The following is a 12,257-nucleotide window of genomic DNA, read 5'->3' as shown; positions in this document are numbered from 1 at the left end:
CTTACTCGGTTAAAGCCGGGAAGCGATAGTCTTCATCGTCGTCAGCTTCCTGCTGGTCGCTCGTATTAACGTTCAGACCCGACTGTTTCCACTTCAGCATCATCTTATCGGACATAAAGTGGTAGCTAAGGTCCAGATGTTGCAGCTTTTTCACTTTATCGCTTTGCAGCAGCGCCTCCGCCCCTTTGTCCGACAGCGTGCCCATCGACAGATCGAGCGTATGCAGTTGGTCGAGAATCGGAGCTTCGGCAACCGCAATCGCGATTTCATCCTGAAGCTCACTGTCTTTCAGGCCCAGATAAGTAAGCTTCGGGAATTTCCCCGGTTCGATTAACGGCAGTATCGTATCCAGCGACCCGTCGAAGCCGTAGTTGTCGACCCCTAAGTAGAGCTCCAGCTTGTTCAACTGCGGAAATGATCCGTTGCTTATGCTCGTTATGACGTCCGAGCCAAGACCTCCGCAGATGATGACCAGCTCCTCCAGCTTCTCGTGGCGGGCCGGATCGAGCGCCAACCCGCTGCTTCCTTTGATCGTCAGCGACGTCAGCTCCGGATAGGCGGCAAGGACCGGTCCGATATTCGATTGCATGATCCAGGACACTTCACACTCTTCAAAACCCATGTCGCCGATAAACAGTTTGCGAAGCTTTGGAAAGCGGCCGTTTAAACGAACCAATGCCTCCACGATATCGCTAGAATCGTTCTCGTAAGAGCCGCCCCAATCGCCGATAATCAGACTGGTCATATCCGCAGCTTCCGGACTGTTCGCCAGTTGCTCGAGCAGTTCGGTCATTTTCACGTTTTCTTCATATTGGTCGTAATCGATCGTTAGTTTTACTTCGGACATTTGCAGTTTCCTCCCTGCTGATCATGGGTATCGTTATATATTAATACTAGTCGCAGTTATAAATCCACTACCAATCCGCCTATATTTAGGAAGATTAGTAGGACCGCGGGGCTAGGATCGGTTATTGCGGCAAGCCTGCAATCAGCGGGAATGGCTCAGCATCCATTCGTACAACTCCGGATTCTCGTACGTCTCGGTCCAGGCATTATGTTTCGCTTCGGGATACACCGTAAGGCGTACATCAGATCCGCACGCCTGAAGCTGCTCGACCATTCGTTCGGACTCCTCGATCAGCACGATCGTATCTTGAGCCCCGTGAAACGCCCATACCGGCGTTTTGACCAAAAGCTTCGCCCGGTACGGATCTCCGCCCCCGCAAATCGGCGCGATCGCGGCGAATTTGTCCGGATAGTCGCAGGCAAGATTCCAAGTGCCGTATCCGCCCATACTGAGTCCGGTCAGGTAGATCCGTTTGTCGTCGACGTTATAGTTGGCCGTTATTTCGTCCAGGAGCGCCATCACTCCGTCTTGCTTTTGGTGCCAATAAGCGTTTTTGGGGCATTGCGGCGATACGGCGATAAACGGGAAGGACGGATTGCGTTCCGCCAGCATCGGGATGCCGTGTATTTTCACTTTCTCGATATCGTCTCCCCGCTCGCCGGCGCCGTGCAGAAACAGGATCAGCGGCCAGCGCTCGGACGATTCGGGATCATACGATTGCGGCAAATGCAATAAATATTGAAGCTGGATCGGCTTAATTATTTGTTTTTCCAAACGGTTTACGGTTTGACTCATTTGGGTTTGCCTGCCTTTCTTCTGGAACGTTCCAGTTATCGATGTAGTTGCTTACCGTCCGGTATGAGGCTCTGCAGGCAGCGCCTTCGCCCGGAGCGTGGATGGCGGTATGCCGCTGTATTTCTTGAATTGTTTGCTGAAAAAGAAAATATCCGAATACCCCAGCGTCTCGGCCACTACTCCGACCGTCATCGACGTCTCTGCGAGCAGATGCCTGGCGCGCTCCACACGGGTGCTCGTGATATAAGCTTTCAACGATTGTCCCGTATACCTCTTGAAAAGCCGGTTGAGATACCTTGGGGTTAGTCCGGCGAACTTTGCGATTTCGTCATAATCGATAGGCGAAGCGATGTGTTCCTTAATATATTGCTTGGTCTGAAGCAGCAGCCGCTTCTGTTTGTGCGAGATCGGGGGTTCCGCCTCCGTTTCGGGTGAACCGGCTTCACCGGCTTTGGACAATTGCAGCAGGACGAGCTTCATCAGACAATGAAACCACTCATCCCGCATCTCGCTCTCTTCTTCCTCGGCGTCCGCCTCCAGCACTTCGTTCATCCGGCTTTCAAGCGGATAGGCGTCTTCGGTATATACGTATCCCGGAGGAAGCCAGCTTGACTCCGGATCGCACGGTTCTCCGGTGCGCAGATCCGTCACGTCGAAATGAATGTAGATCACTGTAAGCCGGTCGTCCGGGTGCTGGGTCGCTTCTATCCGGTCGCCGGGTCGGAACACGAAGCAGGAGCCTTGCCGCACCGGGAAAAGCTCGCCGTTTAACCGGACGTCCCCTTTGCCGGATACGACATACCACAGGTCGTAATCGCCTAGCGGAGCCGGACGCCAGTCCCACCCCGGCTCGCACCGGGCTTTCCCCGACCTTCCTCCGCTCCCGATCCGCACTGCCGCCAGCTTGACACTGCCCGGCGCCCGGCCCGGTTTCACTTCGCTCATAAGCGCTCCTTTCCGCAACAGTCCGCCTGTCGCCAGCGACTCCACGGTTGTAATCTCGATATGCCTTACGGTACAAACCGGCAGCTTTGCAGACCATTCCCCGGCTCTCGGTTCATTTTTATAATGAAAGAAACAAAAGAACGGAGGAGATGCATTTGGCTGCAAACGAAAAGTCGCCGGAGGAAATCGCCCGGCTGCTGTACCAGTACGACAACATGGCAATCAGGCTGGATTCGCCCGCAGCGATCGGCCCGGACGAGATCAAGCTGTACCATGAGCAAGGGTATCTGGCCGTTACCCGGGTATTGTCCGGGGACGATACGAACCGTTCCATACAAGCGCTGATGTCCATCCTGTTCCAGGACGCTAACGGCGCGAAAATCCAGTTCACCAAACCGGAGAACGAAATTATCACCGCTGAGGAACGGGAGCTGTCTGTCCGGAAAATATACGAATTCGTACATGGCAACCGGACTCTGTACGAGATCGCCCATCACCCGGAGCTGCTGGCGTGCGTCGAGAAGCTGCTGGGCGAGGAAGCGGTGCTGATTCAAGATATGGCGCTGCTGAAGCCCCCTCATGGCGGCGGGGAGAAGCCTTGGCATCAAGATATGGCCTACGGGCCGCTGGCCTACGATAAAGCGGTTGTAGGCGTATGGATCGCCCTGGACGAAGCCGCGCTCGACAACGGCTGCATGCACCTCATCCCGCGCTCGCATATGGACGGCGGCACGCCTCATTACGCCAAGCGGGACTGGCAAGTCTGCGACGACAACGTACAAGTGGAGCGGGATGTAGCCGTACCGCTGCCTCCCGGAGGCGTCCTGTTTTTTCACGGCCTGCTTATACATGGCACTCCGCCGAACTTCTCCATCAAACGCCGCCGGGCGCTTCAGTTTCATTACGCCGCCGCGTCCTCGGTCAAGATGTCGCCCAAAGAGTACAAGCGGATGTTTACCAACGAGCTGACCGGCGCTACCTGCTAGCCTGAGCGTTGCGGGCCTCTTCCGATGGAGCGGCCCTTTTTGCGCTTGCTCATCTGTTCACGACTGTTCACGATTCAAGCGGCATGTATCTCCTCAGCACCGCATCGTCCCACACCTGCACTTCGATATACCGTTCCGGCCCGCCCTGGCCGTCCGGATTCCACTGCTGAGGCAACCCGTGCCGGGCGATGAGTTCTTCGATCTCCCGCTTCGTGTAGACGTTCTCCCTGTACGGTTTGCCGTCCTTATAACGCATCGTCGGGAATAAATCTCCGTAAGTGAAGCTGATCGAACTTCCTGCAAACTCGCCTAAGGGAATGCGAATTTCTCGGCCATCTCTATACCATTCCTTGATCCATGCGCATTCTCCAACGGTCATATAGTGGGGATAAGAAAGAACCGGCATTCCGCCTTTCTGAATAAACATCGCCCTGGCCTTTGCTTCCAGCTCCCGGCGAATGTCCATATAGCCGTCCGGGCGGCGGCTGGCGAACAAGACGGAGTCTTTTCTCAGCTCCTCCATGATCAGCCGGGCCTCTGATCGGTTCAAACCGGATAAGTTCCGGAACGGTCCCAGATCAGCTTCATAATAATGATACAGATCCATTCGATTACCGTCCCTGCAAGGCTCTCTCGTTGGCAGTTCTTGCCTGCTGAATTCATTCGATGCAACAGGGAGCGATTCCTTCTGCGAACGTATGATCTTGAATATTTACAAATTGGCCGGAAGCGGGGATGCGGAAACTCTTCACTTGGGTCATTGCCTGTGACGGACTGACTTGATCTTCCGCCGGTCCGCCCATCGAACCGTTCCCCCTGCGGCCAGAAGCAGAAGCCCGAGCCCGCCAGTCGTCCACGGATACAGAACGGGAAACCATAATGAAGGCCACACATGCAACATATTGGATCGGTAACCGAATGAAATCGGCGATGCCGATGACTGTTGAATGTACTTCACCCGAATCGGGTCGTCCGCCCGTTCGCCATACTCGAACCGCTCCTCCCGGACTTGACCGTCCGAAGCGATGGAGAGCACCCGCCATGCCAGTGACGGCACATGGAAATCTCCGATCTCCGATATACGCTGTACGAGGACGAGCTGATCGTGATCGCGGTGCCGAACGGTCAGCATTCCAAAATAACCGTGATACCGGTTCTCATCCAAAAAATAAGACCTCACCTCAACCGGGTCGGATACGCTCCAATCGTTCTGATTGATCGTAATCCGCAGCGGCGAGCGGCTGTGGCTATCCCTACTGCGCACACCCGGCGCGGTTTCGTCCTCGATTCGAATCACTTGGTTTTCCCAAGTGTACTCCCTCGTATACCGAACCGTTTCCGAAGCGGTATTCTCCATATACCTGTAGTAGTCATCGTATGACAGCGGCTCTCGGCTTTCACCGGCTGCTTCCACCCGATTACGGACGGAGATGCGGGTTACCGGAATGGGAACGCCCCTGCCTAATATTTCGACTTTGCCCAGTTCAAGAAAATTCACATAAATCCGATCGATGTCGGCTTGCTGCCGCACCTTTCGTTCCAAAAACAACTCCTGCCCCATCAAATAAAGCGGCCAAGCCGAAAACAGCAGCAAGACGGCTCCTGCAAGGATAACCCCTATCCCCTTCACGCCCATGTCGGTACCCGTTCCTCTCCCTGTTTATGGTGTCCGCAGATTGCGTCCTCTGCACCTATAATCGTATCCAGCCGTGCAGGATTGTTGTAGTTCCAACTTTTGTAGAACCCGAACGCCTCATGCCTCCGTCGCAAGTGCTTGATTTTAGGAGACGATATGGTAAACTTTCCCTAAGTCGCTTATTTTCGGGGAACCTGACCTGATCCTGCTGCGACTTTCGGGCTATCATAATTGCGGCGTATAAACGCTTCTACATTCCAAATTACAGAGAAGGCGGTGGTACACATCTTGTATCGGGTAGTTGGCGTCCGATTCAAGCCGGCTGGTAAAATTTATTATTTTGACCCCGCAGGCAGCGAATTCGGGGTACACGCTAACGTAATCGTGGAAACCTCGCATGGAGTCGAATTCGGAACGGTCGTACTTCCTTCCAAAGACGTGAAGGAACGCGATATCGTCCAACCGTTAAGGAAGATCATTCGGTCAGCGACGAGCGACGACTTTGCCCGGATGAACAGAAACAGCGTCGAGGCCGTGCAGGATTTGGCCTCTTTGACCGATAGATTCAAGCAATTAAAGATGAAGCTGCTTCAGATCGAATATACGTTCGACCGCAGTAAAATGTATTTTTATTATACGGCGGAAGGCCGGGTCGATTTTCGGGAGCTGGTCAAATATTTGGTTAGCCTGTATCGGCGTACCCGGGTGGAATTAAGACAGGTGGGCGTCAGGGATGAAGCGAAGCTAATAGGAGGAATCGGGCCGTGCGGCCGTATACTATGCTGCTCGACCTTTCTGGGCGAATTTGAGCCCGTGTCGATTAAGATGGCGAAGGACCAGAAGCTGTCTCTCAATCCTGTCAAGCTATCCGGTTTATGCGGACGATTAATGTGCTGTCTCCGCTTCGAGACCCACAACTATGAGAGCGGGAAATCCGGCTTCCCTTCCCCTGGCGGTACAATCACGACCGCTTATGGCCAAGTGAAGGTCGTTGCTGTCCATCCGGAGACGAATAAGGTCGTGGTTCAATCTCCATCCAGACCGGCTCCGATCGAACTGGATCTGGATGATCCTGAGATTAGCTGGTAACGAACAAGTAACGGGGGTTGTCCGGATCTCGCATTCGGGCAGCCCTCTTATTCATACTTCCGGTTCGGGATAAACTCCCAAATAAGAAAAGCTTCTAAACGAAGCCTTATCCACGATGAATGACCCTGCGTAAGAGGAGGCTTTTCTTAGTAAAAAATGTTTCATTTTACCGCTTTAACGCTTTAGTAAACTTAAACATTCTTTAACGTTCAAAAAAAACTCACAACGAAAATGTGTCGTCGGAGAGACCGCTGCGCAAATGCTCGTACAACAATACCGTTCGTTGGAGCGGTTCGATGCCAAGCTCCTGCTTCAGTTGTTTCGTAAATTTCTCATAATGACGGATCATCGACAATCTGTCGCCCATTCTGGCGTAATACCGGATCATCAGCTCGTTGATGTCGTCCAGAAACGGATTTTTGTCCGTAATCTTGCGCAGACATTCGATAGCTTGAAAATACGATTGCACGCCGGCATAATAGGCGGCCATTCGTTTCAGCAGGCTGATGTATCGCTCCCGGTATCGTTCCTGCAGCTGCATCGCCCAGAAATAGCCGTCTTGCTCCATATAATCTCCGCGGTACAAGGAGACGGCCCGCACCATTTTGGCAATCGATGCCGCATCGACCAGCTGCTCGCCTTCGCATACTTTGGAAAACTCGGCCGCATCGCAGCCGATGCTCGACACGTCGAGCCGGTATCCGTTCTGCTCCGACTGCAGCAGCCGCTCGAGCCCCATGGCGCTCAGCTTTTTCCGAAGCGTGTAGATGCAAGTATACAAATACGCCCGGGACTGATCGATATGATCCTGCCCCCACAGCGCATCGAGTATTTTCTCCTTCTGGACCCACTCGTTGCCATTATGGACCAGAAGCGCCGCCAGCTCGCGCTCTTTGGTCGTACGCCACTTGACAGCTCCGCCCGGCTCGTTGTCCCGGAGCCAATCGAATCGGCCGAAGCAGCGGATGCCTTCGCCTGCTCCGCCGCTTTTCACCGAGGGACCGGCCGATTGGCGCCGTCTGGCCGAAAGTTTCGCTAGCGTGGCGCCGATCCGGTCAGGGGAGGCGGGCTTCAGCACGTAATCGACCGCATGGCGTTCGAAGGCTTCAAGCGCATATTGATGATAGGCGGTTACAAACACGATGTCGGTCGAGGGACTGATTTCCACAATATGGCCGGAAAACTCCAGACCGTTAATGACAGGCATCTCGATATCCAGAAAGACGACGTCGATCGGCTCCGATCCGAGCTGCTCCAGCGCATCCATCGGATTCGTGTACGCGCCCGCCAGCTCGACGCTTCCGCTGCCGGTCAGAAGCCTCTTCATCCAGTCCAGAGCTGGCAGCTCGTCGTCGATAATGATCGTTCTCAGCATGCTTTCCCCTCCACGCATTCACTTGCAAGACTGCCGCCCGTCTGCCCCGCCGGACGGCGTCTGATCCGGCCCAATTAAATCTCGATGTCGACTACGATGCTGTCCACTCTGCCGATTTCACGGATATAGGCCGCCACTTCCTGATGCAGCGGATGAGGCCCGTAATTTTCTAGAGCGGCGCGGTTTTCGAAGCGTACGGTCAGCGCCAGCTGGTAGCCCTGATGTTTGCCGGTGAAGCTGATGCCGGCCTGGATATCGGCGATTCCCGGCAGCTTCCCTTGAAGCGCCTTGAACCGGGTTACGACTTCTTCCAGCTGCTCCTGGGAGGTCGATTCTGCGAATTTGACTAAGACGATATGATCGATCATGATAGGGCCCTCCTTCCTGAATTCAGCTATATTCCAATATATCATTTGTTCGTCTGTTAAACCAACCCGGCTCCTTGGTTTTACACGGTATAACAGCGGTCGTCCTGGTACAGTCGTTCTAGTTTCGCGTCAGGGAATACCCGTTCAATATACAGGCAGACGGGCAAATAAATCATCGGTTTCCCTGTCGCGAATCTCGCCTCGCTGGCTCCGTGCTCCCGGATCAGCAGCTCGCAGATGACCCGCGCGCTTCGCACGTCGTCCCGGACATAACTCTCCACCTTCTGCTGCAAATAGGGCGGCAAGCTCTGCACCGAAATGGCGGAAGCGGCGGATACCGGCTCCGCCTGCTGTCCGGGCTGCTCCGGCTCTTCCTCCGGCTCCTCGAACCAGCTGAACAGATCGTCGACCTTCTCTTTCTCCTTCTCTTCCCGGCGGGACGTGCCGGTCCCGGAAGGAGGCGCCCCTTGCGGCAGCGGCGGCAATATTTTCGGTTTCAGTCCTTCGGACCTCAACTGGCGAAGCTTCCGGGTGTGCCTTTCCAGTAAAGGCAGTCCGAGCTTCTGATGCATCCGGATCTCTTCGGGAAGCGAAGCCGGCAAGTTTGCCAGCAATTCCGGTTCGGGCTTCCAGCCGCTTCGGAGCTTGATCAGGATCTCATCCAGCTCATAGTCGATCGCATCGAAGCCTTGCTTAATAGCCGTCACGATGGAAGCGTCGATGCCGAGATGCTCCTTCAGATGCTCGATCCCGAACTTTTTCTCTTCGCCCGTAACCTTATGGGTTACATGATGCTGGTATCTCAAGGGCCTCCCGCATTCGCAGCGCAAATCCGGAGTAACGGCCCCCGCATCGATATAGCCGGTATACAGCCAATCGTCCAGCAGCACCTCGATCGTTTCCGGGTCCGCATGCTCGGGGATATGATACCCTTTCTCCCTGGCCATCGCATTGGCAAATACGGTACGGCGGCTACGGACCATCTGCTCCGACAAATAATGCCGCTGCTCCGCGTTTAATTCCGCCAATAACATTTCTCTGTCCTGAACGGATAAAATCATCCGCAATCCCTCCCTGCGTCCAGCTTCTATTGTACTTGATCCGCCGGTCGGTTTTCGACGTTTTTTTTACAAGCTGCCCAAACGCAGCGTCTCCTCCTCGATCCGCCCGGGCTCGATCCGCTCGAACAAATGGCTCAGATCCCGTATCGTCCGGCCGGCCGGAACGGTCACCGGTTCCCAGCTCGGCGGCTCCAGCGACAGAAACGTTCGAATCCGGTCGCACGAGAAAGGTAAAAAAGGCTGCAGGACGTTCGCCAAATTCGCAATGATAAAAACGCAGGCGAATATCGTATCGTTACAGCCGGACCTGTTTTCTTTCCACTCGGCCCAAGGCTTTCGCTCGTCATAATATTTGTTGGCGGCGCGGACGGCTGCGAATATGGTTTCCAGAGCTTCCTTCAGGTTCCCGCTGCCGATCCGCTCCCCGGCCTCCCGGTATAACGACTCGATCCGGCCGGACCAGTCTGCCGGAACTTGGCCTGCTGGAACGGTCCCCTCCATCAATTTCGCTATGAAAGCAAGCGTCCGGTTGACGAAATTGCCGAAAGCGCCCAGCAGCTCGCCATTATGGCTGTGGATAAACTCCCTCCACGAAAAATCCGAATCGCGCTTCTCCGGCCCGTTGGCAAGGAGGAAGTACCGGATCGAGTCCGGGTGATAGCGGCTCAGCAGGTAAGGAACCCAGACGGCCCAGCCGCGGCTGGTCGAAAACTTTTTCCCTTCGAGGGTCATATATTCGCATGAAACGATCCGATCGGGCAGATGAAGCCCGCCGGCTCCGAGCAGCAGCGCCGGCCAGATGATCGTATGGAACGGCACGTTGTCTTTGCCGTGGACGTAATAGGCGGTAATCTCTTCCCCGCCGTCCGTCCAGAACGATTCCCAATCGCCGCCCGCCTCGGCCGCCCACTGCTTGCTCGCCGACAAATAACCGCATACCGCTTCGATCCAAACGTACATTTTCTTCCCCTCGAACCCGTCCAGCGGCACGTCGACACCCCAGTCAAGATCCCGGGTCACCGCCCGGTCGCGCAGCCCTTCCTTCAAGTAACGCTGCGTCAGCTGCACCGCGTTGTCTTTCCAGCCTTGGGCACGTTCCGCATAGCGGGCCAGCGCTTCCTGGAACCGGGAAAGAGCGAGATAATAATGCTCGGTCTCCCGCTCTATCGGCGGATTTCCGCACAATTTGCACGTTTTGCCGATCAGATCGGCGGGATCGAGGATCGTGGAGCACGCTTCGCATTGATCGCCCCGCGCACGCTGCCCGCATACCGGACATTCCCCCTCCACATAACGGTCCGGCAGAAACCTTTCGTCGGTCTCGCAATACGTCTGCGACACGGTCTTTTTGTACAGATGCCCATTCTCCAGCAGGTTCAGAAACAGCTCTTGAACGACCTGATGATGAAAGCGATGATCGGTCCGGGTGTAGAGATCGTACGTAAATCCTAGCCGCTCGAAGCAATCGAGAAATTCGCGGTGATACCGGTCCGCGATCCGGTCCGGAGTGACGCCTTCCTGATTCGCTTGCACGGCGACCGGCGTGCCGTGGCAGTCGCTTCCCGACACATAGAGCACCCGCTCCCCTTTCGCCCGATAATACCTTGCCAGCACATCCCCAGGCAATAAACTCGCCAGCCGGCCGAGATGCAGCGAACCGTTGGCATAAGGCCATGCGCCCCCGATAAATACATTTGCCATCCTAACTACCTCCTTTTTGTGTAAAAACGACAAAAAACTCTCATCCCCAAAGGGACGAGAGTTGGACTCACGCGTTACCACCCAATTTTATGAATGCCTCGCGGCATAAACCTCTTCAGGTACGACGCTTCCGTTTACAACAGGCGTGTATACCCTAGCACGGTAACGGGTGCGGGACCCGGCGCAACCTACAGCCCGTTAAGGCATCGATGCGCAGCTCCGAGACCATATTCCCTGGCGTATTCTTCGCTCCTTCTCAGCTGCCGGAGCTCTCTGTATAAGACGTTCGTCAGGTACTCTTTCTCTTCATCGCTTTTAATTCGAATATTCAATTTATTGGGATTATACGGAAAGTTCTCGCAGCTGTCAACTCCATCCCTAAAAACGCCTAGATCCGTGATCAACGAGGGGCCTCAAAACCTTAGTCATAAAAGGAGCGACACAGCCGAATCGGTCAAATGTGCAAAACCATCCCGTCGTAGGCGACTGTGATACCGTGCGGTTCAAAGGCGGCGACGAAATCTTCATGCAGCATATGGGCGTTATGGGAGAAGTGAGTCACTGCGACTTGCGCGTCCGGCTTCAAAACGCCGTTGCCAGCCAGCCACTCTTTCGTCTCCAATGTGCAGTCGATGTCCATATGGTTATGCCGGTATGGAATCCGGCCGGTCGTGCACTCGAGTATCGCCAGATCCAGCTTTTTATCCTTGAGCCAATCCAAGGTCGCTTCCGGAAACCAGCCGCTGTCGTGACCGTACAACATCGTCTTGCCGTCTTTCTCGATGTAATAGAGCAAACAGGTTTCGGTTTTATCGTGATCCGCCAGCAGGGGGACAAGTACAGCCGTTTGCGTCCGCACCGGAACGAAGGGCTGGACGATGTGGAAAGCGAATTTTTGCTGCGCTGTTCCGACTACATCGATACATTTGCCGATCGGACGGTCGTGACCGTAGACGTGAATCGGCCGGTTCTCCGATTGAGCGAAACCCGGCAGCCGCATATACAGATCTTCCGGCAGCAGGTGATCGGAATGCGAATGGGTAATAATGAGATCCTGAACCGTCTCCAGATCGAGCCCGTCCCGGATCATATGGAAGTACGTATCCGGAGGAAAGTCGAGCTTGAGCACATCATCGATCATCACCGACGTGCGGGTCCGAATATTTTTACCGCCCTTTTGCATCGCCTGCCTGCACGTCTCGCACCGGCAAAACAAAGAAGGAATGCCTTCGGCCGCCGCCGTCCCCAAAAAGTGAACCTTCATCTGATTTCGCTCCTCCTGTTATGGCCTGATTCGCTCATCTGGTCGAGCCGTAACCGGTCCCTACGTTCGGCTGAGCACCGCGGTACCTCTCGTCCCAATCGATGATGCTTATTCATTCTACCAAACCGGACCAAACTCCTCCTGCGCGGTTATGAGGAAGATATCGATGGTACATCATGAACCGTTTGGC

General features: G+C 54.8%; 12 protein-coding genes and 1 other annotated feature. Of the genes, 2 read left to right on the top strand and 10 right to left on the bottom strand.

The annotated features are described in order from the left end of the window. Window position 1 precedes the first annotated feature (1 nt). From IDH45_RS13775 to IDH45_RS13765, 3 genes are all read right to left on the bottom strand, one after another. Window positions 2–847 (bottom strand): STM4015 family protein, encoded by an 846-nt coding sequence (locus IDH45_RS13775; RefSeq protein WP_190928512.1) that lies wholly within the window; start codon window positions 845–847, stop codon window positions 2–4. Between the two features lie 141 nt (window positions 848–988). Continuing rightward, a complete protein-coding gene (locus IDH45_RS13770; RefSeq protein WP_190928510.1) occupies window positions 989–1,642 on the bottom strand; it encodes a carboxylesterase family protein in 654 nt (217 codons plus the stop codon). A 51-nt stretch (window positions 1,643–1,693) separates the two neighbouring features. Next, on the bottom strand, window positions 1,694–2,587 hold the full coding sequence (locus IDH45_RS13765; protein WP_190928508.1) for an AraC family transcriptional regulator: 894 nt from the start codon (window positions 2,585–2,587) through the stop codon (window positions 1,694–1,696). A gap of 155 nt (window positions 2,588–2,742) precedes the next feature. Between IDH45_RS13765 and IDH45_RS13760 the strand changes: the two genes are divergently transcribed. Next, a complete protein-coding gene (locus IDH45_RS13760) occupies window positions 2,743–3,573 on the top strand; it encodes a phytanoyl-CoA dioxygenase family protein (RefSeq protein ID WP_190928506.1) in 831 nt (276 codons plus the stop codon). Between the two features lie 67 nt (window positions 3,574–3,640). Here IDH45_RS13760 and IDH45_RS13755 read toward each other — a convergent pair whose 3' ends face one another. Together IDH45_RS13755 and IDH45_RS13750 are read right to left on the bottom strand one after the other, a co-directional pair. Continuing rightward, complete coding sequence (locus IDH45_RS13755; RefSeq protein WP_190928504.1) at window positions 3,641–4,180, bottom strand: hypothetical protein; 540 nt, start codon at window positions 4,178–4,180, stop codon at window positions 3,641–3,643. Window positions 4,181–4,330: 150 nt separating this feature from the next. Further along, window positions 4,331–5,209: a hypothetical protein gene (locus IDH45_RS13750; RefSeq protein WP_190928502.1), complete on the bottom strand. Its 879-nt coding sequence runs from the start codon at window positions 5,207–5,209 to the stop codon at window positions 4,331–4,333. 288 nt (window positions 5,210–5,497) lie between these two features. On the opposite strand from IDH45_RS13750, the gene IDH45_RS13745 reads away from it, so the two are divergent. Beyond that, entirely contained in the window at window positions 5,498–6,298 is an 801-nt protein-coding gene (locus IDH45_RS13745) for a PSP1 domain-containing protein (RefSeq protein WP_190928500.1), read from the top strand. 220 nt (window positions 6,299–6,518) lie between these two features. On the opposite strand, the gene IDH45_RS13740 is transcribed toward IDH45_RS13745, so the two are convergent. The 5 genes from IDH45_RS13740 to IDH45_RS13720 all read right to left on the bottom strand — a co-directional run bounded on the left by IDH45_RS13740 (window position 6,519) and on the right by IDH45_RS13720 (window position 12,067). After that, window positions 6,519–7,673, bottom strand: a complete 1,155-nt coding sequence (locus IDH45_RS13740; RefSeq protein ID WP_190928498.1) for a response regulator — start codon at window positions 7,671–7,673, stop codon at window positions 6,519–6,521. A 74-nt stretch (window positions 7,674–7,747) separates the two neighbouring features. After that, window positions 7,748–8,041 carry a Dabb family protein gene (locus tag IDH45_RS13735; RefSeq protein ID WP_190928496.1) on the bottom strand — a complete coding sequence of 98 codons (294 nt, stop codon included), beginning with the start codon at window positions 8,039–8,041 and terminating at the stop codon, window positions 7,748–7,750. A gap of 80 nt (window positions 8,042–8,121) precedes the next feature. Beyond that, window positions 8,122–9,102, bottom strand: a complete 981-nt coding sequence (locus IDH45_RS13730) for a DUF3895 domain-containing protein (RefSeq protein ID WP_190928494.1) — start codon at window positions 9,100–9,102, stop codon at window positions 8,122–8,124. A 66-nt stretch (window positions 9,103–9,168) separates the two neighbouring features. Further along, entirely contained in the window at window positions 9,169–10,803 is a 1,635-nt protein-coding gene (gene metG / locus IDH45_RS13725) for a methionine--tRNA ligase (RefSeq protein WP_190928492.1), read from the bottom strand. Window positions 10,804–10,850: 47 nt separating this feature from the next. Continuing rightward, window positions 10,851–11,122, bottom strand: a binding site (T-box leader). A 135-nt stretch (window positions 11,123–11,257) separates the two neighbouring features. Further along, window positions 11,258–12,067: an MBL fold metallo-hydrolase gene (locus IDH45_RS13720; protein ID WP_190928491.1), complete on the bottom strand. Its 810-nt coding sequence runs from the start codon at window positions 12,065–12,067 to the stop codon at window positions 11,258–11,260. Window positions 12,068–12,257 lie beyond the last annotated feature (190 nt).

The organism is Paenibacillus oceani (assembly GCF_014705615.1).
GTDB classification, from domain to species: Bacteria; Bacillota; Bacilli; order Paenibacillales; family NBRC-103111; genus Paenibacillus_AB; species Paenibacillus_AB oceani.
Note: the sequence above shows the minus strand (reverse complement) of the source record. Positions and strands in the feature narration are given on the sequence as shown.